At 69.4% G+C, this 21,221-nt stretch carries 22 protein-coding genes; 11 read left to right on the forward strand and 11 right to left on the reverse strand.

The genetic code is table 11. The features are described from left to right. Window positions 1–38: 38 nt before the first annotated feature. Window positions 39–674, reverse strand: coding sequence for a TetR/AcrR family transcriptional regulator (locus ACFX43_RS25300; RefSeq protein ID WP_378837423.1), 636 nt, complete (start codon window positions 672–674; stop codon window positions 39–41). Then, window positions 674–1,528, reverse strand: coding sequence for an esterase/lipase family protein (locus ACFX43_RS25305; RefSeq protein WP_378837429.1), 855 nt, complete (start codon window positions 1,526–1,528; stop codon window positions 674–676). The genes ACFX43_RS25300 and ACFX43_RS25305 overlap by 1 nt, the downstream gene beginning before the upstream one ends. A gap of 66 nt (window positions 1,529–1,594) precedes the next feature. Between ACFX43_RS25305 and ACFX43_RS25310 the strand changes: the two genes are divergently transcribed. Continuing rightward, the gene (locus ACFX43_RS25310; RefSeq protein WP_378837437.1) at window positions 1,595–2,356 is read left to right on the forward strand and encodes a succinate dehydrogenase cytochrome b subunit; all 762 of its coding nucleotides are present in this window, start codon (window positions 1,595–1,597) and stop codon (window positions 2,354–2,356) included. Here the strand turns inward: ACFX43_RS25310 and ACFX43_RS25315 are convergent. Genes ACFX43_RS25315 through ACFX43_RS25330 form a run of 4 tightly spaced genes read right to left on the reverse strand, consistent with a single transcriptional unit; the run spans window position 2,343 to window position 8,052 of the window. Further along, complete coding sequence (locus ACFX43_RS25315; protein ID WP_378837440.1) at window positions 2,343–3,815, reverse strand: sodium:solute symporter; 1,473 nt, start codon at window positions 3,813–3,815, stop codon at window positions 2,343–2,345. The genes ACFX43_RS25310 and ACFX43_RS25315 overlap by 14 nt on opposite strands. An 11-nt stretch (window positions 3,816–3,826) precedes the next feature. Next, a complete protein-coding gene (locus ACFX43_RS25320) occupies window positions 3,827–5,452 on the reverse strand; it encodes a thiamine pyrophosphate-binding protein (RefSeq protein ID WP_378837443.1) in 1,626 nt (541 codons plus the stop codon). Beyond that, window positions 5,449–6,426 carry an agmatinase gene (gene speB, locus ACFX43_RS25325; RefSeq protein ID WP_378837452.1) on the reverse strand — a complete coding sequence of 326 codons (978 nt, stop codon included), beginning with the start codon at window positions 6,424–6,426 and terminating at the stop codon, window positions 5,449–5,451. Before speB ends, ACFX43_RS25320 begins: the two co-directional genes overlap by 4 nt. Window positions 6,427–6,477: 51 nt before the next feature. After that, entirely contained in the window at window positions 6,478–8,052 is a 1,575-nt protein-coding gene (locus tag ACFX43_RS25330; protein WP_378841136.1) for a purine-cytosine permease family protein, read from the reverse strand. Between the two features lie 203 nt (window positions 8,053–8,255). Here ACFX43_RS25330 and ACFX43_RS25335 point away from each other — a divergent pair, with 203 nt between their 5' ends. Then, complete coding sequence (locus ACFX43_RS25335; protein ID WP_378837457.1) at window positions 8,256–9,203, forward strand: Lrp/AsnC family transcriptional regulator; 948 nt, start codon at window positions 8,256–8,258, stop codon at window positions 9,201–9,203. A 25-nt stretch (window positions 9,204–9,228) separates the two neighbouring features. On the opposite strand, the gene ACFX43_RS25340 is transcribed toward ACFX43_RS25335, so the two are convergent. Next, entirely contained in the window at window positions 9,229–9,894 is a 666-nt protein-coding gene (locus ACFX43_RS25340; protein WP_378837461.1) for an AraC family transcriptional regulator, read from the reverse strand. Between the two features lie 212 nt (window positions 9,895–10,106). On the opposite strand from ACFX43_RS25340, the gene ACFX43_RS25345 reads away from it, so the two are divergent. Further along, entirely contained in the window at window positions 10,107–10,775 is a 669-nt protein-coding gene (locus ACFX43_RS25345) for an alpha/beta fold hydrolase (protein ID WP_378837465.1), read from the forward strand. Between the two features lie 11 nt (window positions 10,776–10,786). Here the strand turns inward: ACFX43_RS25345 and ACFX43_RS25350 are convergent, their stop codons facing one another. Together ACFX43_RS25350 and ACFX43_RS25355 are read right to left on the reverse strand one after the other, a co-directional pair. Continuing rightward, on the reverse strand, window positions 10,787–11,146 hold the full coding sequence (locus ACFX43_RS25350; protein ID WP_378837470.1) for a YciI family protein: 360 nt from the start codon (window positions 11,144–11,146) through the stop codon (window positions 10,787–10,789). 131 nt (window positions 11,147–11,277) lie between these two features. Further along, window positions 11,278–12,174: a sulfite exporter TauE/SafE family protein gene (locus tag ACFX43_RS25355; RefSeq protein ID WP_378837473.1), complete on the reverse strand. Its 897-nt coding sequence runs from the start codon at window positions 12,172–12,174 to the stop codon at window positions 11,278–11,280. A gap of 474 nt (window positions 12,175–12,648) precedes the next feature. Here ACFX43_RS25355 and ACFX43_RS25360 point away from each other — a divergent pair, with 474 nt between their 5' ends. Beyond that, complete coding sequence (locus ACFX43_RS25360; RefSeq protein WP_378837479.1) at window positions 12,649–13,941, forward strand: DUF222 domain-containing protein; 1,293 nt, start codon at window positions 12,649–12,651, stop codon at window positions 13,939–13,941. A gap of 13 nt (window positions 13,942–13,954) precedes the next feature. On the opposite strand, the gene ACFX43_RS25365 is transcribed toward ACFX43_RS25360, so the two are convergent. Both ACFX43_RS25365 and ACFX43_RS25370 read right to left on the reverse strand, forming a co-directional pair. Beyond that, window positions 13,955–14,377, reverse strand: coding sequence for a carboxymuconolactone decarboxylase family protein (locus ACFX43_RS25365; RefSeq protein WP_378837482.1), 423 nt, complete (start codon window positions 14,375–14,377; stop codon window positions 13,955–13,957). Window positions 14,378–14,431: 54 nt separating this feature from the next. Next, window positions 14,432–15,550 carry a substrate-binding domain-containing protein gene (locus ACFX43_RS25370; protein WP_378837487.1) on the reverse strand — a complete coding sequence of 373 codons (1,119 nt, stop codon included), beginning with the start codon at window positions 15,548–15,550 and terminating at the stop codon, window positions 14,432–14,434. Between the two features lie 130 nt (window positions 15,551–15,680). Here ACFX43_RS25370 and ACFX43_RS25375 point away from each other — a divergent pair, with 130 nt between their 5' ends. From ACFX43_RS25375 to ACFX43_RS25405, 7 genes are all read left to right on the forward strand, one after another. Further along, entirely contained in the window at window positions 15,681–16,094 is a 414-nt protein-coding gene (locus tag ACFX43_RS25375; RefSeq protein ID WP_378837494.1) for a MarR family winged helix-turn-helix transcriptional regulator, read from the forward strand. Between the two features lie 115 nt (window positions 16,095–16,209). Then, a complete protein-coding gene (gene urtA, locus ACFX43_RS25380) occupies window positions 16,210–17,451 on the forward strand; it encodes an urea ABC transporter substrate-binding protein (protein ID WP_378837502.1) in 1,242 nt (413 codons plus the stop codon). Between the two features lie 4 nt (window positions 17,452–17,455). After that, complete coding sequence (gene urtB, locus ACFX43_RS25385) at window positions 17,456–18,340, forward strand: urea ABC transporter permease subunit UrtB (RefSeq protein WP_160022194.1); 885 nt, start codon at window positions 17,456–17,458, stop codon at window positions 18,338–18,340. Next, the gene (urtC, locus tag ACFX43_RS25390; RefSeq protein ID WP_378837510.1) at window positions 18,337–19,440 is read left to right on the forward strand and encodes an urea ABC transporter permease subunit UrtC; all 1,104 of its coding nucleotides are present in this window, start codon (window positions 18,337–18,339) and stop codon (window positions 19,438–19,440) included. Before urtB ends, urtC begins: the two co-directional genes overlap by 4 nt. Further along, window positions 19,437–20,204, forward strand: coding sequence for an urea ABC transporter ATP-binding protein UrtD (urtD, locus tag ACFX43_RS25395; protein WP_378837523.1), 768 nt, complete (start codon window positions 19,437–19,439; stop codon window positions 20,202–20,204). The genes urtC and urtD overlap by 4 nt, the downstream gene beginning before the upstream one ends. Further along, window positions 20,204–20,881, forward strand: coding sequence for an ATP-binding cassette domain-containing protein (locus tag ACFX43_RS25400; RefSeq protein ID WP_141805280.1), 678 nt, complete (start codon window positions 20,204–20,206; stop codon window positions 20,879–20,881). Before urtD ends, ACFX43_RS25400 begins: the two co-directional genes overlap by 1 nt. Before the next feature lie 25 nt (window positions 20,882–20,906). Beyond that, complete coding sequence (locus ACFX43_RS25405) at window positions 20,907–21,209, forward strand: urease subunit gamma (protein WP_008357715.1); 303 nt, start codon at window positions 20,907–20,909, stop codon at window positions 21,207–21,209. The last annotated feature ends 12 nt before the right edge of the window (window positions 21,210–21,221 follow it).

Here is a 21,221-nt window from a genome sequence, read left to right on the forward strand (position 1 = left end):
GGCCGGTACCCAGGTGGCGAGGAGATACGCGGACGGCCCTAGCCCGGCGGGTCGAAGGTGAGCAGGACGAGTGCGAGCCGGGCCAGCTGGGTCTCCAGCGGCTCGCGGCTCGAGTTCGGCTGATGCAGCGCCCAGTCGTAGACGATGGCGGTCACCGCTCCCACGAGTGCCAGCGCGGCGAAGCGCCAGTCACGATCGAGGATCTCGCCCCGGCCGACGGAAGCGGAGCACTCGGTGCCCACGATCTCGACCAGGGTCTCGCGGTAGTCGAGCCGAAGCTTCTCGATGCGTGGGCTCGCGCCCATGATCTCCACGAACGCGATCCGGGCGACGCGCGGGTCCTTGAGCATCGGGTCGAGATAGGCCAGCACCGCTGCCGGCACCCGCTCGAAGATCTGCTCGCCGGCGGTCGCCGCCAACGACGCGGCCACTCGGGCGTAGGAGTCGGCGGTGATCCGGTCGTAGAGGTCGACGAAAAGATCCTCCTTGCCGGGATAGATCTCGTAGAAGTGCCTCGTCGACACCTTCGAGGCGGCACAGACACCAGGGATCGTGGTCGCCGCGTAGCCCTGCGTGCCGATGATCTCCTTGGCGGTCTCCAGAAGCCGCTGGCGGCGCTGGGCGTCACGCTCCTCGCGGGTCAGCCCGCCGTACGAACGGCCCTCCTGCGCCATCAGCCGGGCGACCCGACCGAGCAGACGAAGGGGGCGGCATCGGCCGGGTCGAGCGCGTTCTCGACCAGGTGCCAGACGTTGGTGTCGTAGGCCTCGCCGATGTGGCCGACCGGGTCGTGCGGGCAGACGTCCTGCACATAGGTGTTGGTGACGCCCGGCTCACGCACGAACGCGGTCTCGGTGGGCGTGACGAGCTCGTCGTACCTCGACTGGATGATCGTGTACGTCACGCCGGGCTGCGCGATCGGACCGCTCGTCAGGGTGCGCACGGCACTGCCGTCGGTGACCAGCTGGGTGCAGGCGATGCAGCCGAAGGTGGTCAGGACCTGTCCGGCCAGCTCGTCTGCGCCCAGGGCCATGCCGAGCCGGTAGAGGCCGGCGAAGGTGGTGCCGTGGGTCGGCGGCGCGATGGCGACGACCTTGTCGATCCGGTCGGAGATCCCCTGGGTCTTGGTGACGTAGAGCGTCTGGAAGCCTCCTTCGGAGTGGCCGACCAGGTCGGCCTTCGCAGCGCCGGTCTGTGCCAGCACCTCCAGGACGAAGGCCTTGATCTGAGCCGCCGACCTGGCGATGTCCCCCACCCCGCCGACGAACGGGCCGTACGCACCGGTGCCGTAGGTCAGGCTGTAGGTGCAGTAGCCCTGCGCTGCCACGTCGGCCTGGAGGAAGTTGAGGTCCTCGTCCTTGTTGGCTCCCAGGCCGTGCAGGAAGACGACCGGGTTGGGGTGGTCGGCCGATGGCCGGCACGCGGCGTCGTTGACGCCTCCCGCCGCCTGCGCCGGTGGGGCGATCAGCAGGGTCGAGGCCGCGAGCAGCACCACGACGGCACGGATGACAGCAGAACGCTTGACCATGACAGACCACTTCTCTCCAGGCGAACCGGACAACGCCGACCCTAAGACGACCCAGCGAATTTGACAATGCTCATTTTCAGATGGATCGGCGACGAGGTGTCACAGACGGCGACCCTGCCCGGTCAACTGGGTGTGCACACTTCGATATCGCGACGCCGGGCATGGTCCTCGACCATCACGCTGAAGCTCGTCATGGCCATCAGCGGCCTGATGTTCATCGCGTTCGTTCTCGGTCACGTCTACGGCAACCTGAAGGCGTTCAGCGGCCACGATGCGTACAACGAGTACGCCGAGCACCTGCGCACCCTGGGCGAGCCGATCTTCCCCCGCTCCGGACTGCTCTGGATCATGCGCGTCGGGCTGATCGGCGCGCTGGTGGCGCATGTCTCCAGCGCGATCGTCCTCGCGCGACGCGCCCGCCGCGCAGGGGGCCGCTACGCCGCCCGGCCGCCGCGGCGCGCCTCGTCGCTCGCCTCGCGCACGATGCTCACCGGTGGCCTGGTCATCTTCCTCTTCCTCGGGTGGCACCTGGCCAACTTCACGATCGGCAAGGTCAACGTACGCGGCGGCCCGACGAACGACCCGTTCAACCTGGTGGTCGACACGTTCAGCGTCTGGTGGTCCACCGCCCTCTACCTCGCCGCGATGCTCGTCCTCGGGATGCACCTGTGGCACGGCACCTGGAGTTCCCTGCAGACCCTCGGCTGGACGCTGACCGCCGAGCGGCGTCAGGCGGCGAAGGCGGCCGCCATGGCCGTCGCCGTCCTCGTCGCCGGCGGCTTCTCGCTCTCTCCCATCGCCATCCAGCTCGGCCTCATCGGGCCGTGAACGTGGCTCGGTCCGAGGTCTCTCGACCTGCGAGTCGATCGGTCCACTCCCGCATCACCGCGGGGTCGGTCGGGCGGGTGAGCAGGCTGACCACGACGTACGCCACGGCGCTGACCGCGAGGCCCGCGTAGACCGGCTCGTTGGCGAGCACGTCGCCGACGATCGCCATCGTCCCCAGGGTCGCGGCGGTGCCGGCGGCCATCGCCACCACCGCCGCAGCACCCGTCGCGCGGCGCCACACGAACCCACCCAGGATCGGCACCAGCAGACCGCCGACGAGGATGTCGTAGGCGATCGTCAGAGCCGAGACGACGTCGTCGAGCAGCGAGGCGATCACGACGACGACGGCGCCGATCGCGACGACGTAGATCCGGTTGGCGAGCACGTCGTGCTCGGGGTTCTCCGCGTCGTCCTGGACCCGCGCCGGGGTGCGTCCGACCAGCCGGGCGAGCAATGGCTGCACGTCGGCGCGGGCCACCGTCGCGGTCGCGATCAGGGCACCCGAGGCGGTCGACATCATCGCGGCCACGGCGGCTGCGAGCACCAGGCCGGTGACGCCGACCGGGAGGATCGACTCGGCGATGGTGGCGTAGACGTCATTGCGGTCCTCGACCGTGACGAACGTGGAGGCCGCGGTGCCGATCAGCGCGCCGGCCACACCGTAGAGCAGGCAGTAGACACCAGCCGCGGTGCCGCCCCAGCGCGCCACCTGCGGCGAACGGGCGGTGAAGACCCGCTGCCAGATGTCCTGCCCGATCAGCATCCCGAAGGTGTAGACGACGATGTAGGTGATCACGGTGCCGGTGCCGATCGCGCCGAGGTCGAAGACGGAGTCCGTCGCCCGGGCCTTGATCCCGTCGAGACCGCCGGCGTGGTTCCAGGTGAAGGGCAGCAGCAGGACGAAGATGCCGACGGTCTGCAGGACGAACTGCACCATGTCGGTCAGCGTGATCGACCACATCCCGCCGATGCTGGAGTAGATCACCACGATGACGCCGCCGATCAGCACGGAGACGACCCGGTCGGTGCCGAACAGGAGGTTGAACACCGTCGCGTACGCCATCGTGGAGGTGACCGCCAGCATCAGGGTGTAGGCCACCATGACCACGCCCGAGGCCGCGGTCGCCCCGACCCCGTAGCGCAACGCCAGCATCTGAGCCACGGTGAAGATCCGCAGGCGCTGGATCTTCCCGGCGAAGAACAGGCTGAGCGCCAGGACACCGAGGGCGATCGCCGCCACCAGCCACGCCCCGGAGAGGCCGAACTCGTAGCCGAGCGCGACCCCGCCGACGGTGGAGGCTCCGCCGAGGACGAGCGCCGACAGGGTGCCGGTGTAGAGCACCGGACCCAGTCGGCGGCCGGCGACGAGGAAGTCGGAGCTGTCCTTGGTCCGGGACTTGCCCCACCAGCCGAAGGCGACCATGGCGGCGAGGTAGATGACGATGATGGCGAGATCCATGAGAGGTCCGATCAGCTGGGGGCGAACATACGGAGGACGGTCGGAAGAACCACGACAGCGGGGCCGCTGGTCGTGTAGGTGCCGGCGACGATCTCGCCGACGGTCTCGGGGGTCGCGGCGTGGACGGGGATGCCGAACGCCTCGGCGAGGAGGACGAAGTCGGGCCGGGCGAGCTCCGTGGCGGTGGCGGCGCCGAAGGCCCCGGTCATGTACTCGCGCAGGATCCCGTAGCCGCCGTCGTCGATGATCAGCCAGGTGACCTCGGCGTCGTGCTGGCGGGCGGTGGCGAGCTCGGCGATGGAGTACATCGCGCCGCCGTCGCCGGTGACCGCGAACGTACGCCTTCCGGTTCCGACCGCTGCGCCGATCGCTGCGGGGAAAGCGAGGCCGAGACCGCCGGAGGCCTGTGCGGTGTGGAAGCCGCCGGTGCGTGGGTCCCAGGCCGACCAGGCCCAGTACGCCGCGATGGTCATGTCCCAGAAGGTGTCGGTGTCCTCGGGCACGGCCGCCCGCAGGTCGGCGAGCAGCCGCTGCTCGGCGGCGAGGTCCTGGGCGTCGAGCCGAGCCTGGACCCGGGTACGCAGATCCTGGGCGACCCGGGCACCGGACCGCTTCGGTCCCGGCTCGGAACCGGCGCCGGGAAGCGCCGCGGCCAAGTCGGTGAGGGCCGCGACGGCGTCGGCGTGGACGCCGAGCACGTCGTGGTTGGAGCCGAGCACGCGAGCTTCGGCGTCCACCTGGATCACCCGGCCCCGTGGGGCGAAGGTGCCGTAGTTGCTGGTCACCTCGCCGAAGGAGGTGCCGATCGCGAGCAGGACATCCGCGTCGTCGAGCAGGTCGGTGGTGAACCGGTCCTCGATCCACGCGCCAGCGCTCAGCGGGTGCGTGAGCGGGATCGAGCCGTTGCCCCCGGAGGTCGAGACCACCGGCGCGTCCAGGGACTCGGCGAGAGCGACCAGCGCCCGCGGGGCTCCGGCGGAGCGGCGTACGCCTCCCCCGGCGAGGATCACCGGGCGCTGGGCCGCGGCCAGCAGCCGGGCGGCCTCGGCAGCGACCTCAGGCCGGGGCCGGCGCGGCACGGGCACCGCTGCGGTCAGACCGGTCACCGGCGGCACCGTGACGTCCTCGAGGAGGACGTCCTGCGGGATCTCGACCCACACCGGTCCGGCTGGTGCCGCCTGGGCGGTGGCCCACGCATCGGCGAGCACGCCGGGAATGGCGGCCGCGTCCCGGACGACGGCCGTGGTCTTGGTGACGTTGCGGGCGCTGGCCTGTTGGTCGTCGAGCTGGTGCAGGTAGCCCTTGCGAGCACCGCCGAGCCCGTCGCGCGGGATCTGGCTGGTGATCATCAGGATCGGGACGCACGCGGCGTACGCCTCCTGGAGCGCGCCCAGCGCGGTGAGCGCCCCAGGTCCGGTGGAGCAGAACACCACGCCGACCTCGTCGGTCGTACGAGCGTATCCGTCAGCAGCGAAGACCGAGTTGTTCTCCACTCGGGAGGAGACGAAGGACAGGTCGCTGCGGCGGATGGCGTCGAAGAGACCCAGAGCGTGCTGGCCCGGGATGCCGAACACGTGCGTCGCGCCGAGAGCGGTCAGGCTCTCGACGGTCACGTCGCCGCCGTTGCGTCTCGTCATGCCTGACCCGCTGTACCAATTGCCTTGGGCTCCGCGGCGGCCTTACGCATCGCGAGCAGCGAGACCAGGTCGTAGGCCACGTGCGAGGCCGCGACGCCGGTCAGCTCGGCATGGTCGTACGCCGGGGCGACCTCGACCACGTCGGCGCCGATCAGGTTCAGGCCGACGAAGCCGCGCAGGATCTCCAGCAGCTCACGGGAGGTGAGCCCGCCGGCCTCGGGGGTGCCGGTGCCCGGGGCGTGCGCCGGGTCGAGGACGTCGATGTCGACCGAGACGTAGACGGGCCGGTTGCCGACCCGCTGCTTGATCTTCTCGACGACCTCGTCGACGCCCTGCCGGAAGACGTCCGAGGAGGTGACGATCCCGAAGCCGAAGCGGCGGTCGTCCTCGAGGTCCTTCTTGCCGTAGAGCGGTCCTCGGGTGCCGACGTGGCACAGCGCCTCGGTGTCGAGGATGCCCTCCTCCACGGCCCGCCGGAAGGGGGTGCCGTGGGTGTACTCGGCACCGAAGTAGGTGTCCCAGGTGTCCAGGTGGGCGTCGAAGTGCACCAGCGCGACGGGTCCGTGGCGCTCGGCGGCGGCACGCAGCAGCGGCAGCGCGATGGTGTGGTCGCCACCGATCGTCACCAGCCGGGTGCCGCCGGCGGTGAGCTCGAGCGCCGATGCCTGCACGGTGTCGAGCGCCTCGTCGATGTGGAACGGGTTGGCCGCGATGTCCCCCGCGTCGACCACCTGGGCCGAGGCGAACGGCGAGACGTCCAGCGCCGGGTTGTAGGGACGCAGCAGGCGCGAGGACTCCCGCACGTGCGAGGGGCCGAAGCGCGCACCCGGCCGGTAGGAGACGCCGGTGTCGAACGGCACTCCGACGACCGCGATGTCGGCGTGCTCCACCTGGTCGAGGCGGGGTAGCCGCGCGAACGTCGCGAAGCCGGCGTAGCGGGGGTTCTTGGAGGCGTCGACGGGCCCGATGGGCATGGGTGGTTCTCCTTGCGTGGTGCGGTGTGGCGGGGTGGTTCGGGTCAGCGGTCAGCTGACGACGGTGGCGGCCGGTGCCGGCCCGTCGTCGACCGAGATGACCGGGGTGTTCGCGGGCGGTCCGGTCGGGACGAGCCGGGATCCCTCGGGGCCGTAGGCGTCCCGCGGCTCGGGGAAGGCGAAGAGCAGGCCCAGGTAGAGGAGCGCGCCGAGCCCCATGCCGAGCGGGATGGAGATGTCGACCCCGCCGGGGATCAGGGGCGCAGCCGGCCCGACGAACTGGCCGGGCAGGTTCACGAAGGTGAGCGCGACGGCGGCCGCGATCAGCCAGGCGGCCAGGCCGCGCCAGTTCCAACCGTGGGCGAACCAGTAGCGGCCCCCGCGCTGACGGCGGTTGAAGACCTGCAGCGAGTCGGAGTCGTACCAGCCGCGCCGGACGTACCAGCCGATCATCATCACCATCATCCAGGGCACCGTGCAGCTGACGATGAGGACGGCGAAGGCGGAGATGCTGGAGACCACGTCGAAGACGAACCGGCCGATGAAGATCACCCCGATCGCGAAGACCCCGATCAGCACCGTCGACTGGACGCGGCTGAAGCGCGGGAAGACGCTGGAGAAGTCCAGCCCGGTGCCGTAGAGCGCGGTGGTGCCGGTCGACATGCCACCGATCAGGGCGATCAGGGCGACCGGAACGAAGTACCAGCCCGGCGCGATCGCGAGCAGGCCGGAGGCGTACGCACCGGAGGCGAAGATCTCGGGCTCGCGGGCGGCGATGATCGTCATGGTGACCAGCCCGAAGCAGAACGGTACGAGGGTGGCGATCTGCGCCAGGAACGCGGCGGCCATCGAGGACCGTCCAGAGGTCTCGCGCGGGATGTAGCGGGCCCAGTCGCCCAGGAAGGCGCCGAAGCTGACCGGGTTGGACATCACGATCAGCGCTGAGCCGACGAACGCCGCCCAGAAGCCGGGCTCGCCGAACGCCTCCGAACCGGAGCCGAACGCACCGGCGTAGCCGGGGTCGAAGTCGCCGGCGAAGGCGACGATGCCGAGCAGGAAGAGCAGCGTCGCGGCGATCACGGCGACCTTGTTGACCAGCAGCATGAACCGGAAGCCGTAGATGCACACGACCAGGACGAGCACGGCGAAGAGGCCGTACGCCAGCGCCAGGGTCAAGTCGTTCTCCGGCAGCCCGACCGCGCGGTTGGCGCCGCCGACGAGCACGTCGCCCGAGCTCCACACCGAGATCGAGAAGAACGCGAGCGCGGTGAGCAGGGAGAGGAACGAGCCGACGATCCGGCCGTGCACGCCGAGGTGGGCCGAGGAGCTGACCGAGTTGCTGGTGCCGTTGCGCGGGCCGAACAGCGCCATCGGGGCGAGGACGACGGCACCGAGCAGCAGTCCGAGCAGCGTGGCCAGCAGGCCGTGCGCGAAGGAGAGCCCGAAGAGGATCGGGAAGCTGCCGAGCACCACGGTGGCGATCGTGTTGGCGCCGCCGAAGGTGAGCCGGAACAGGTCGAGCGGGCGGGCGCTGCGCTCGGGGTCTGGAATCGGCTCGACGCCGTGCTGCTCGACCTCGGTGACCTTGGGCGGCTGCTGGTGCGGGGTGCTGGTGATCGGGTCCATGGTCACCGGGTCTCCTGGGATGCGGGTCGAGTGGGCCGAGACCTGCGTCACTGTAGGAGCACCCGGAACGCCGCCGCAATCGTTTCGTTCTTAACCTGGCTGTAATAGCTGTCGATATGCCGGTCAGAGTCGGAGGATCCGTCATAATGGCATCAGATCCATCTCCCAGAGGATCGATCCGACCCTGGAGACGCTCTCAAAAAATGTCGAACGAAATCACGCCCGGCGTCCTCGACAGCACCGATGAGGCGATCCTCGTCCTGCTCGAGGAGGACGGTCGCCTCACTCACCGCGAGATCGCCGCCCAGATCGGCCTCTCCCGATCGGCCGCGGCCACCCGCGTCCAGCGGCTGCTGTCCGAGGGGCACATAGACGTCCGCGGCGTCGTTCACCCGGCGGTTCTCGGGCATGACGTGCTCGCCCACGTCTCGGTCACCGTGGACGGCTCCGCGTCCCAGGTCGCACAGGCCGCCGCGGCGCGCGAGGACACCACCCTGGTCTCGATGACCAGCGGCCAGCACGCCCTGGTCCTGGAGCTACGGGCGAAAGACATCGGCCGCATCGACGACGCCCTTGCCGAGGTGCGCGCGATCGACGGCATCGTCACCACCGAGACCCTGCTCTACACCGAGGTCATCCGCGACGTGGCCGCTCCGGTCGGCCCCGCGCCCGCGGCCGGGTCGCTCGACGAGACCGACTACGCCCTGCTGCGCGCCCTGCAGACCAACGGCCGCGCCTCCTACGTCGACATGGCCGCGGCCGTCGGCCTCTCCCCCGCCGGCACCCGCCGGCGCGTGGTCCGGCTGCTCGACGGCAACGTCGTCCGGGTCGGCGCCGTCGTACGCCACTCGGGTCAGGAGCGGCGTACGGCGACCGGGATCGGCCTCCGTCTCGACGGCGCCGCCCACCGTCCGATCGCCGAGCAGCTCGGCCGGCTCCCCTCGGTCACCTTCGTGGCCCGCACCCTGGGTCGCTACGACGCCCTGCTCACGGTCCACACCGCCACCTCCGGCGACCTCGTCGTGGTCCTCGACCACATCCGCGAGCTCGACGGCGTCCGCGAGGTCCAGACCTGGAGCCATCTCCGCTTCGTCAAGGAGACGTATGCGTCCCTGAACCTCGGCGCTGGCGCTCCCCGGTCGGGACCATGAGTACGACGCCCGCCTGGGCGGCCTCTCAGCTGGTTCGGTAGCGGCCCGGAGTGGTTCCGATGATGCTGGTGAACGCGGCGATGAAGCTGCTGGGGTTGGCCCATCCACAGGCGTGGGCAGTATGAGTGGCATCGTGGCCCTCGGCGAGGAGCACGAGCGCGTGGTAGATGCGTAGCTGCGTACGCCACTCATAGAAGGTCATTCCGAGCTCGTCGCGGAACAGGCGGCTGAGGGTACGAGTGCTGGCGCCGATCGCCGTCCCGAGCTCGGCCAACGTGGCGTTGTCCGCCGGCGTCTCGTTCAGCATCCGGGTGATCGCCTGCAGTCGGTCGTCCCGCGGCTCCGGCAGTTGCAGCGGCTGTTCGCCCGTCTCCCGGAGCTCGTCGACGAGTACGCGAAGGAGACGGGCTCGTGCGGAACGGCTGTACGCCGACGCGGAGTCGTCGTAGCTGCGTGGACCGGTCAGGGCGAGCAGGACCTCGCGAGCGAGGTCGGAGGCCAGGAACACGGCCGGACGATCCTGCACGAGCTGTGCAAGGGACGGCGTGAGAAAGACGATCCGCATATCGGTGTCGCCGTGGGCGCGGTGGTAGTGGGTGAACTCAGCAGGTGTCCACGCGACCCGGTTGGCGGGAACAATCGATGTCCCGCGCTCGGTGTGAACCGTCAGGACGCCGCTGGCCGCGTACACGAGATGTCCCTGCGCGTGCGATTGGACTGCACTCGTTCCGCCGGACGGCCAGAGGTGACGCCCGGCGGACGGCCACACGTGCGACGTCGCTCCGGCGGTTGGGCGAGGTTGGCGGGGAACGGGCATCGACTGGCATTCTACCGGTGGCAGGCCACGCATCGAACTGACGAGACTTTCTCCATACCGAGTTCATCTCAGAGATGGAGAGACCCATGACGACATTCGTCCTCGTACCCGGCGCCTGGAAGGGTTCCTGGTCGTTCGAGGCGGTGGTCCCGCTGCTGGAGCGTGCCGGCCATACCGTGCACGCCCTGACCTTGACCGGCCTGCGGCCGGACGACGACGACGCAACGGTCGCGACCGCCAACCTCGACACCCACGCCGACGACGTGCTGCGGCGGCTCGATCGCGCCCACATCACCGACGCGACGCTCGTCGGCCACAGCTACGGCGGGATGGTGACCGCCGCCGCGGCCGATCGCGCGGGCAGCCGGATCTCACGGCTGGTGCAGCTCGACGCCTACGTCCCGCGCGACGGCGAGTCGTGCTGGTCGTCCACGAACGAGCACTTCCGGGAAGTGTTCGCCGCCGGCGCGGCGGCCACCGGCTATGCCGTCCGACCGCCGGACGGCGGCGATCCGCGTCGCCGCCCCCATCCCCTCGCCTCGTTCCTGCAGACGATTCGGCACACCGGCACGCTCGCCCAGGTCCCCCGCCGGGAGTTCATCTACTGCTCGGGATGGGAAGACCGCACGCCGTTCGCTGAGCTCCGCACCCGGCTCCAGGCCGATCCCGACTGGACGATCCATGACCTCCCCACCGGTCACGACGCGATGCATGAGGCCCCGGAGGCCGTTGCCGCACTCCTACTCGGCGGGTGAGTCCAAGGTGTCTAGTCAGCCTCGGAGATCTGGCGCAACGTGGCGACGATCTTGCACTCCGGCCAGTACGTCGCGTGCAGCTGCGCGAACTCCCGCTGCCCGGCGATCGCCTCCTCGAGGGTGTCGTAGCGCGTCAGCGCCCAGCCGCCGACGACCTCCTTGGCCTCGGCGTACGGGCCGTCGACCCGGGTGACCTCGCCCTTCTCCACCAGGAAGTTCACCGCGTCCTCACTGCCGTAGAGACCTCCACCGTCGAGGAAGTGGCCAGCCGCCGCCTGCTCGCCGATGTAGTCGTCCATCGCCTTGTACAGGGCCTCCGGCGCCGGGCCGACTCCCTCTTCCATCCTCACGAAACCCATGAAACGGGGCATGATCTGCTCCTCAATTCGGGGCCAACCGCTTCTCGGTGGCCGACACATGTGCGTCGAACCACATCGTTCTCCTTCGACATGGACATCGGAAGAACTTTCCACCGGCCTCGAGGCCGCCGACATGCCGGCGCTCAGGCGTTGGCGGTCTCGGACTCGGGCGCCGGCTCCTGCGTCGGGGCGATCTTGCCACCGGCCTTGCGCACCGCGATGGCGACGATGACGGCGGCGACGGCGAAGAGCAGGCCGTAGGCGAGGACCGACTCGGCGTCGAAGTTGCGCAGCAGCGTACGTCCGTTGGTGATCAGGATGATGCTGCCGACCAGGCCTCCGAGGATGGGCAGCGAGAGGTGCTTGACGAGGTAGGCGGCGAACGGGGCCGCGATCACGCCACCGGCCAGGAGGCCGGCGATGACGCGCCAGTCGAGCGCCTCTCCAGCCAGACCGATGAGAAACCCGACACTCGCCGAGAGAGTTGTGACGAACTCGGCGGTCGAGACCGAGCCGATCACCTTGCGCGGGTGCAGGGTGCCGCTGGAGATCAGGGTGGGCGTGGTCACCGGACCCCAGCCGCCACCACCGGTCGCGTCGATGAACCCGCCGAAGAGACCCAGCGGCGCGAGCAGACCGAGCCCCGGCCGACGGCCCGGGATGAAGACCGGCGGCTTGCCGAAGACGAAGCGGGCGATGATGTAGATGCCCAGAACGAGCAGCAGGCCGGCCACCCAGGGCGTGGCGCTCTCGGTGGAGATGCTGGAGAGGACGGTCGCGCCGGCGAAGGCTCCGATGCCGCCCGGGATCGCGATCTTGGCCACGACCTTCCAGTCGACGTTGCCGAGCCGCCAGTGTGAGACCCCCGAGACGAACGTCGTGCCGACCTCGGCCAGGTGCACCGACGCCGAGGCCACCGCAGGCGCGACACCTGTCGCGACCAGCAGCGTGCTGGAGGTGACGCCGTACGCCATGCCCAGCGAGCCGTCGACCGCCTGGGCCGCGAGACCGACGAGAGCGAAAATGATGAGCCGCTCCATGCGGACCTCCTCTTTGTGATCGAAAATGGCGAGGTAGTAATGTAACGCTATTTACTACACATAATTGGATCGGGGTGCTGAGGCGTTTCGATGGGCGGACGGGCGGAACCGCCTTGCCTCGCTGGTCGAGCCGCCGGAGCCGCTAGGCGGAGGCGTGTCGAGACCAACACGGTCCGCTTCTCGGGGAAACCTCGCTTACACGACCGTGTTTTCGTTCCAAGGTTCGCCGCCGACCCTTGCTTTGAGTGTTTCTCGATCGCGCACCGCGTCAAGGACGGGCCTCCGGCCCGCCGCTTCGCGGTGGCCTTCGGCCATCCTTGACTCGGCACTCGATCGAGAAAGATTTCGCCTATAACGGGGCGGCGGCGAGAGAGTGGCGCGGAGTTCACGTTGCTTGTTCACTGACCGCGTAACTGTCATCTGACCTGCTTAAATAGGTCGCGGCGGGGTGCCAGTTCGCATATAATAAGGCGCATGTACGAGACCATCGACCACCTCCTCGCCGGGCCGCCTTCGGGTGCGTCCGAGGCTGAGTTGGTCGACTGGATTGCTGGTCTCGAAGCGGTCAAGTGCACTGCTGAGGCGGTGCAGGCAGAAGCGGCGGTACGTTTGGAGGAGGCCGTCCGGGCACGCCAATTAGAGGCCGGGGTGCCCGCCCGCAAACTCGGCGAGGGCGTGGCTTCCCAGGTTGCGCTGGCGCGGCGGGTCTCGCCCGAGAAGGGCGCCAAGCTGCTCGGGCTGGCGAACGTCCTGATCGCCGAGATGCCGCACACCTTCGCCCTGATGAAGGCCGGGCTGTTCTCGCAATGGCAGGCCACCATCCTCGCCCGCGAGACTGCCTGCCTCTCGGTGGAGGACCGTCGGGTCATCGACCACCAGCTTTGTGCCACCGGTCCGGGCGGGGAACCGGCTCGTGCGGTGTCGATGGGGTTGCGGCAACTCGAGAACGCCGCCAAGAAACTCGCCATCACCCTCGACCAGGAATCCGTCGTCGCCCGCGCCGCCAACGCAGTGGAAGACCGCCGCGTCAGCCTCCGCCCGGCACCCGACACGATGACCTGGCTCGGTGCCCTGCTCCCGGTCAAGGACGGTGTCGCCGTCTTCGCCGCGCTGGACCAGGCGGCGAAGGCTGCACACGCAGCCGGCGATGAACGGACCCGTGGCCAGGTCATGGCCGACACCCTGGTCGATCGGATCACCGGCCGCGAGGCCGGCGGGAAGCCTCGCATCGAGGTCAAGATCGTGATGACCGCCGACGCCCTCACCGGCGACGCCGATCAACCCGCCCTGGTCGAGGGCTACAGACCCGTCCCCGCCGCCTGGGCTCGTGACGCGCTGAACGATGCCGAGGTGTTCGTCCGGCGCCTGTTCACCGACCCCGCCGGGCGGCTGGTCGCGATGGAATCACGCGCCCGCAAAGCACCCGACGGACTGGCCGACTTCATCGCAACTCGTGACGGCGGGATCTGCCGCACCAACGGCTGCGACGCCCCGATCCGCAACATCGACCACGTCGAGCGCTATGCCGACGGCGGCACTACCAGCGCCGAGAACCTGCAGGGTCTCTGCGAAAGATGCAACCAAGCCAAGGAAGCCCTCGGCTGGCAAGCCAGACCAGGACCCGACGGCACCATCATCACCATCACACCCACGGGCCATACCTACACGAGCCCGCCACCCGACGCCTGGCCACCGGATCCACCATCCTTGTCGCCGGCGGAGTTCAGGCTGCGCAACGTACTTCGCGACCACACCCTCGCGGCCTGACCCAATGTCGCGCTCAGGCGAGGGGGAGGAGGTCGCGTTCGGCGAAGACCTTCTTGGCGGTGAAGGTGGCGTTCAGGGCGCGGGGGAAGCCGCAGTAGACCGCGGAGTGGAGGAACGCCTCGATGATCTGTTCGGGGGTCAGGCCTACGTTGAGGGCGGCGTTGATGTGCACCTCGAGCTGGGGCTCGCAGCCACCGAGGGCGGTGAGCATGCCGAGGGTGACGAGCTGTCGGTCCCGCGGCTCGAGGCCGGGGCGGGCGTAGATCTCGCCGAAGCCCCAGGCGACGACCTGGTGGCCGAGCTCCGGGGCGATGTCGGCGAGGGAGTCGATGACTCGGGCACCGGCCTCGCCGTCGATCGCGTCGAGGATCTGGCGGCCGTGGTCGTTGCGGGCGGCGCGGGAGATGGGGTCCTGGGCAGGGTTCTCGAAGGTCATGCCGCGCACGCTAGGAGTTGGAGCGCACTCGAAGTCAACGGACCGACGCGGGCCTCAGGAGGCGTACGCGATCTGCTCCTGGATCTCGAAGCGGAGGCCGTCGGCGGCGGCGATGTAGACGTCCTGGTCCACGAGGTTGCCGTGCATGCGCATCAGGCCGCGGGGGCTGGAGTAGCTGTGGTGGTCGGTGAGGCGCAGCGCGGGCTCGACCTCGAGCCCGCCGCAGGCGTCGCCGATCTGGCGCAGGAACATCAGCGACTCGTAGCAGGACTCGCCCACTGCGTTGAGGGAGGGCGCGTACTCGCCGAAGCGACGGTGGTAGCGATCGGCCAGGCCGGCCGATTCGGGGGTGTTGAGGCCGTCGAAGTAGGCAGCGGCGGCGAAGACGTTGGCATTCGCGCCGAGGCCACCGGCGAGCAGAGTGTTCTCCTCGACCGCGGGGCTCAGGCGCGTCAACGACGAGCTCATCCCGGCGGCGGCGAACTGGCGGTTGAAGTGAACCGCGTCCTGCCCCATCAGCAGCATGATCACCCCGTCCTGCTCGCCGCCGTCGAGGCCACGCAGCACGCCGGTGAAGTCGCGGGTGCCCAGCGGGACGTACGTCTCGCTCACCACCTCCGAGGGCGACCCGCGCAGCGCGGCCCGGGCCGTCGATCCGGTGACGCGTGGGAAGACGTAGTCGTTGCCGACCACCGCCCAGCGGGAGACGCCGTGGTTGGCGCGCATCCAGGCGGTGGCGGGGAGCAGCTGGTTGACCGGTCGCTCGCCGATCATGAAGACCCCAGGAGTGTCGTCGCCGCCCTCGTGCATGGCCGCGAAGGCGTACAGCACCCGGCCGCCGACGCGGGCGGTGATCGCTTGGCGTACTGCGGAGATGTGCCAGCCAGCGATCGCGTCGACCCGGCCGAGCTCGACGAGCCGAGCAACCTCGGCGGCGACCTCGTGGGGAGCTCGCCCCGCATCGATCGCGACCAGCTCGACCGGCTTCCCGGCGATCCCGCCGCCGGCGTTGAGCTCCTCGGCGGCCAGCTCGCCGCAGGCCAGGCAGCCGGGACCGTAGATTCCGGTCGGACCCTGCATCGGCACCACGAACGCGATCGAAAGGGCCCCAGGCGGACGCGGTGCGAGGCCCAGCAGGGCATGGGACGCCGGGGTGAACGACGGCGGAGACATCGGCACCTGCTCCCAGACGAACCAGACCAGCTGAAGCGGACGGATGACTCACCATTGAGCCGATGGTTAGGGTACGGGAGTCGGGCCCTCGGCGCAGCGGGCATCCAGCAGACATTCGTGGGAGGACGCCATGGAGGTGGCCGAGACGGCCGTCACGGATCTGCGTTGCTCGGATCTGGCGGTGCTGCTCGCCCAGGCACAGCGCCGGATCGAGCGAGCGCTCGCCGAGGCGTACGCCGAGTTCGACATCACCGCGGAACAGTGGCGCATCCTCAGCGTGCTGCTCGACGATCCGGGCCAGACGATGACGCGTCTCGCCGACGGTGCCGCACTCCCGGCCGGCACGCTGACCAGGCACGTCGACCGGCTGGTCGAGCGCGGGCTGGTGCTGCGAAAGGTCCATGCCGAGGACAAGCGCCGCGCCGTGGTCGCGCTCTCTCCGGTGGGCGCCTCGGCGGCCCGGGAGATCCGCTCTCGACAGCAGTCCGAGGCCGTCGCGCAGGTCGTCCGCGACCTCCGGACGGTCCTCGACGGCCTCGCCTGAGTAGACGTTTCCGTCTGGAAACAAATCCTCACAGGGTCCGATACATCCGCGAAACAACCCGTCCCTAGATTCCTTCCATTCGAGAGCAATTGTCCGATGGAAGGACCCCCATCCCGTGCGTACGAAATTCTCGAGCCGCCTCCTCGCGGCCAGCTCGGTGCTCGCCCTGGGCATGACCGCGACCGCCTGCGGCGGCGCCAAGACCGGTGACACCGCGACCAGCGAGAGCTGCGTCGACACCAGCGGCGACACCATCAAGATCGGCTTCCTCAACTCCCTGTCGGGGACGATGGCGATCAGCGAGACGACCGTCTTCAAGTCCCTGTCCATGGCGGCCGAGGAGATCAACGCCGACGGTGGCGTGCTCGGCAAGAAGCTCGAGATCGTCAGCGAGGACGGCCAGTCCGAGCCGACCGTCTTCGCCGAGAAGGCGACCAAGCTGATCCAGGACGACTGCGTCGCGGCAGTCTTCGGCGGCTGGACCTCCAGCTCGCGCAAGGCGATGCTGCCGGTCTTCGAGGGCAACGACGCGCTGCTCTTCTACCCGGTGCAGTACGAGGGCCTGGAGTCCTCGCACAACATCTTCTACGCCGGCGCGACCACCAACCAGCAGATCATCCCCGCCCTCGACTTCCTCAAGCAGGAGAAGAAGATCGAGTCGATCTTCCTGGTCGGCTCCGACTACGTCTTCCCGCGCACGGCGAACAAGATCATCAAGCAGTACGCAGCAGCCAACGGCATCGAGGTCCTCGGCGAGGAGTACCAGCCCCTGGGCTCGACCGACTTCGGCACCGTCGTCGACAAGGTCAAGGCCGCCGGCGCGGACGCGGTCTTCAACACCCTCAACGGCGACTCCAACGTGGCCTTCTTCAAGGAGTACAAGGGCAAGGGCCTGACCGCCTCGGCGATGCCGGTGCTCTCGGTCTCGATCGCTGAGGAGGAGGTCCCGGGCGTCGGCGTGGGCAACCTCGAGGGGCAGTACACCGCCTGGAACTACTACCAGACCATCGACAGCCCGGCGAACCAGAAGTTCGTGACCGACTTCAAGGCGGCCAACGGCGCCAAGGCGGTGACCTCCGACCCGATGGAGGCGGCCTACACCTCGCTGCACCTGTGGAAGGGCATGGTCGAGAAGGCGGACTCGTTCGCGGTCGAGGACGTCATCGACGCCTCCGACGGCGTCACCTACGACGCTCCGGAGGGCACCGTCGAGGTCGACGGCGAGAACCACCACATCGCCAAGACCGCGCTCATCGGCCAGGTGAACTCCGAAGGGCTGATCGACACGGTCTGGTCGAGCGACAAGCCGATCGAGCCGGACCCCTACCTGAAGTCCTACGACTGGTGGAAGAACTAGCCCGTTGGACGCGCTCCTCGCCCAGGTCTTCACCGGCATCTCCGCCGGTGCGGTCCTGCTCCTCATCGCCCTCGGGCTCACCCTGACCTTCGGTCAGATGGGCGTGATCAACATGGCCCACGGCGAGTTCATCATGGCCGGCGCGTACACCGCCTATGTCGTCTCGACCATCGTCGCCAGCACCGAGCTGAGTCTGCTGATCGCGCTCCCCGTGGGGTTCGTGATCGGCGGGCTGCTCGGGCTGGCGCTCGAGGCGAGCGTGCTGCGGTGGATGTACGCCCGACCACTGGACACGCTGCTGGTCACCTACGGCGTCGGCCTCGTCCTGCAGCAGGTGGCACGGGACATCTTCGGGGCTCCGGCCAAGGAGGTGCCCGCGCCGAGCTGGCTGGACGGGTCCATCCCGATCCTGGGCTACGACTTCCCGCTGACCAGGCTCTTCATCATCGTCCTGGCCGCGGCGTGCGTGGCCGCGCTGCTGGCGGTGCTCCGGTTCACCGCCCTCGGGCGGCAGATCCGGGCGACCGTCGGCAACCGCGACCTCGCCGAGACCATCGGCATCTCGACCCGCCGCACCGACCGGGCCACCTTCTTCATCGGGTCCGGCCTGGCCGGTGTGGCCGGGGTGGCGCTCACGCTGCTCGGGTCGACCGGCCCCAACCTCGGCACGTCCTACATCGTGCAGGCGTTCCTGGTGGTCGTGGTCGGCGGCATCGGGCACCTCAAGGGCACCATCGTCGCGGCTCTCGGGATCGGCCTGCTGCAGGCGTTCCTCGCCCACGCCCTGACCGGCTCGGTCGCCCAGGTGATCGTCTTCCTGGCGATCGTCGCGTTCCTGCAGCTGCGCCCGCAGGGCATCCTCTCGGTCCGGACCAGGAGCCTGGCATGAAGACCCCGAAGATCAAGCACAGTTATCCGTACGTCGGCTGGCTGCTGCTCGCGGTCGCCCTGCTCGTCCTCGCCCCCGCGGTCCTGTCGGACTTCCGCCTCGGGCTGCTCGCGAAGTACTGCTGCTACGCCATCGCGGCGGTCGGCATCGGTCTGGCCTGGGGCCGTGGCGGGATGCTGGTGCTCGGCCAGGGGCTCTACTTCGGTATCGGTGCCTACGCGATGGCGATGCACCTCAAGCTCGCCGACGCCGGTCCCGGCGGGGTGCCGGACTTCATGGCGCTCTACGGCGACGCCACGGTGCCGGGATGGTGGGAGCCGCTGCGCAACGGCGGGCTCGCGCTGGTTGTCATCCTCGTCCTCCCGGCGCTGGTGGCGGGCCTGCTGGGGCTCGCGGTCTTCAAGCGACGGATCAAGGGGGCGTACTTCGCCATCCTGAGCCAAGCGCTCGCCGCCGCCTTCGCGATCCTGCTCGTCGGCCAGGTGAAGACCACCGGCGGTGCCAACGGCCTCAACAACTTCCAGGGCTTCTTCGGGTACGCCCTGTTCGACCCGGCCAACAAACGGATGCTCTACTTCATCGCCGCCGGGATCCTGCTGATCTCGATCCTGGTGATGGCCTGGCTCTACAGCACCCGCTTCGGTGAGCTGCTGGTCGCCGTCCGTGACGGCGAGGAGCGGGTGCGGTTCCTCGGCACCGACCCGGCCAACGTCAAGCTCGCGGCGTACGTCATCGCCGCCGTCCTGGCCTCGATCGGCGGTGCGCTCTTCGTCCCGATCGCCGGGATCGTCTCGCCCGACGACGTCGGCGTGGTCGCCTCCATCGGGCTGCTGGCCGGGGTCGCGCTGGGCGGGCGGGCCTCGCTGCTCGGTCCGGCGGTCGGCGCGCTCCTGATCGGGTACGCCGAGACCTCGCTCTCCGAGGCCTTCCCGGGGTCGTGGTCGTACTTCCAGGGTGCGCTGTTCGTGCTGGTCATCCTGCTGTTGCCGGGTGGGCTGGCTCAGCTGCTGGGGCTGGTGAAAGGCCTGTTCTCGCGGCGTTCGGAGCCCGAGAGGTCCGAGGAACCCGAGTCGCGAGTGGCTGAGGAGGTCACGGCATGAGCACGGAGACGCTGGAGGTCAGCGACCTGCGGGTGGAGTTCGACGGGTTCGTGGCGATCGACGGGGTCTCCCTGACCCTGGAGCCGGGCCGGCTGCACTTCCTGATCGGCCCCAACGGCGCCGGGAAGACGACGCTCGTGGACGCCCTGACCGGGCTCGCGAGCGGAAGTGGTGAGGCGCGCTATCGCACACGCGACCTGCTTTCGCTGGCATCGCACCGGATCACCCGCCTCGGGGTGGGACGTACGTTCCAGACCGCCACGGTCTTCGAGGAGCTCAGCGTGCTGCAGAACCTCGACATCGCCGCCGGCGTGCACCGGGCGCGGTGGCGACTGATGCTGCCGCGGCGGGGGACACCGGAGCAGGTCGCCGGGGTGCTGGAGACCGTGGGGCTCACGGACCTGGCGGACCGGCCCGCGGGCGTGCTCTCGCACGGGCAGAAGCAGTGGCTGGAGATCGGCATGCTGCTGGTGCAGGACTCCTCGGTGATGCTGCTCGACGAGCCCGTCGCCGGGATGTCGGCCGAGGAGCGGGAGGCGACCGGGGAGCTGCTGCGCCGGATCAGTCCGGAGCGGACGGTCGTGGTCATCGAGCACGACATGGACTTCGTCCGCCGGTTCGCTGACATCGTGACCGTGCTGCACGCGGGGAAGGTGATCGCTGAGGGAACCGCCGCCGATATCAGGGAGGACGCCGAGGTGCAGCGGGTCTATCTGGGTGACACCGTCGCCGCGGTCACCGAAACGACAGGGGAGGACGCCTGATGCTGAGGATCGAGTCGGTCACCGGCGGCTACGGCCGCACCACGGTGCTCCACGAGGTCAGCCTCGAGGTTCCGACCGGCGCCGCGGTAGCGCTGATGGGACACAACGGCGCCGGCAAGACGACCCTGCTCAAGGCGGCGGTCGGGCTGGTCCGGGCCAAGAGCGGCCGGGTGCTGCTCGACGGCGAGGACGTCACCGCGCTGAGGCCGAGCGCACGCGTCAAGCGGGGCCTGGGCTACGTCCCGCAGGGCCAGCAGAGCTTCGGCGACATGACCGCGCTGGAGAACCTCCAGCTCGTCGGCGACCGCGCCGGGATCAGCGAGATGCTCGACCTGTTCCCCGCACTGAAGGACCTGCTCGGCAGGCGCGCCGGGCTGCTCTCCGGCGGTCAGCGCCAGCAGCTCTCGATCGCGCGTACGCTGCTGACCAGGCCGCGGCTGCTCATCCTCGACGAGCCGACCGAGGGCATCCAGCCCAACGTCGTCGCCGAGATCGAGCGGGTGATCGCCGAGCTCACCGGTCGCGGCGACCTCACCGTGCTGCTGGTCGAGCAGCATGTCGGGTTCGCGCTGCGTACGGCCTCTGCCTACTACATCCTCGAGTCCGGCCGGATCACCGCGCGCGGTGACGGCGGCTCCGAGGCGCACGATCACGTCCGATCCCAGCTGGCCGTCTAGGCCGGCCGTCCAGAGAGTTGGCGAGATGCATCTGACCCCGTCCGACACCGAGAAGCTGCTGCTGTCCGTGGCCGGCATGGTCGCTCGCGACCGGCTCGCACGTGGCGTGCTCCTCAACTACCCCGAGTCCGTCGCCCTGCTCTCCACCTGGGTGATCGAGCGCGCGCGTGAGGGCGCCCTGGTCTCCGACCTGATGACCCAGGGCCGCGCCGTGCTGACCCGCGAGCAGGTCATGCCCGACGTGGTCGACATGCTCGTCGAGGTGCAGGTCGAGGCGACCTTCCCCGACGGCCGCAAGCTCGTCACCATCCACCAGCCCATCGCCTGAAGCGGAGACCTC

The organism is Nocardioides sp. YIM B13467, from assembly GCF_042788075.1.
Classification (GTDB): Bacteria; Actinomycetota; Actinomycetes; order Propionibacteriales; family Nocardioidaceae; genus Nocardioides.

What these genes read in the sequence shown, in the direction of transcription:
- ACFX43_RS25345 (WP_378837465.1), top strand. Translation starts at nt 10,107, where the DNA reads ATGACGACATTCGTCCTCGTACCCGGCGCCTGGAAGGGTTCCTGGTCG.
- ACFX43_RS25405 (WP_008357715.1), top strand. Translation starts at nt 20,907, where the DNA reads ATGCATCTGACCCCGTCCGACACCGAGAAGCTGCTGCTGTCCGTGGCC.
- ACFX43_RS25375 (WP_378837494.1), top strand. Translation starts at nt 15,681, where the DNA reads ATGGAGGTGGCCGAGACGGCCGTCACGGATCTGCGTTGCTCGGATCTG.
- urtD (WP_378837523.1), top strand. Translation starts at nt 19,437, where the DNA reads ATGAGCACGGAGACGCTGGAGGTCAGCGACCTGCGGGTGGAGTTCGAC.
- ACFX43_RS25315 (WP_378837440.1), bottom strand. Translation starts at nt 3,815, where the DNA reads ATGGATCTCGCCATCATCGTCATCTACCTCGCCGCCATGGTCGCCTTC.
- ACFX43_RS25310 (WP_378837437.1), top strand. Translation starts at nt 1,595, where the DNA reads ATGCTCATTTTCAGATGGATCGGCGACGAGGTGTCACAGACGGCGACC.
- ACFX43_RS25350 (WP_378837470.1), bottom strand. Translation starts at nt 11,146, where the DNA reads ATGCCCCGTTTCATGGGTTTCGTGAGGATGGAAGAGGGAGTCGGCCCG.
- speB (WP_378837452.1), bottom strand. Translation starts at nt 6,426, where the DNA reads ATGCCCATCGGGCCCGTCGACGCCTCCAAGAACCCCCGCTACGCCGGC.
- ACFX43_RS25355 (WP_378837473.1), bottom strand. Translation starts at nt 12,174, where the DNA reads ATGGAGCGGCTCATCATTTTCGCTCTCGTCGGTCTCGCGGCCCAGGCG.
- ACFX43_RS25335 (WP_378837457.1), top strand. Translation starts at nt 8,256, where the DNA reads ATGTCGAACGAAATCACGCCCGGCGTCCTCGACAGCACCGATGAGGCG.
- ACFX43_RS25300 (WP_378837423.1), bottom strand. Translation starts at nt 674, where the DNA reads ATGGCGCAGGAGGGCCGTTCGTACGGCGGGCTGACCCGCGAGGAGCGT.
- urtC (WP_378837510.1), top strand. Translation starts at nt 18,337, where the DNA reads ATGAAGACCCCGAAGATCAAGCACAGTTATCCGTACGTCGGCTGGCTG.
- ACFX43_RS25360 (WP_378837479.1), top strand. Translation starts at nt 12,649, where the DNA reads ATGTACGAGACCATCGACCACCTCCTCGCCGGGCCGCCTTCGGGTGCG.
- ACFX43_RS25400 (WP_141805280.1), top strand. Translation starts at nt 20,204, where the DNA reads ATGCTGAGGATCGAGTCGGTCACCGGCGGCTACGGCCGCACCACGGTG.
- ACFX43_RS25320 (WP_378837443.1), bottom strand. Translation starts at nt 5,452, where the DNA reads ATGACGAGACGCAACGGCGGCGACGTGACCGTCGAGAGCCTGACCGCT.
- ACFX43_RS25330 (WP_378841136.1), bottom strand. Translation starts at nt 8,052, where the DNA reads ATGGACCCGATCACCAGCACCCCGCACCAGCAGCCGCCCAAGGTCACC.
- ACFX43_RS25370 (WP_378837487.1), bottom strand. Translation starts at nt 15,550, where the DNA reads ATGTCTCCGCCGTCGTTCACCCCGGCGTCCCATGCCCTGCTGGGCCTC.
- ACFX43_RS25365 (WP_378837482.1), bottom strand. Translation starts at nt 14,377, where the DNA reads ATGACCTTCGAGAACCCTGCCCAGGACCCCATCTCCCGCGCCGCCCGC.
- ACFX43_RS25305 (WP_378837429.1), bottom strand. Translation starts at nt 1,528, where the DNA reads ATGGTCAAGCGTTCTGCTGTCATCCGTGCCGTCGTGGTGCTGCTCGCG.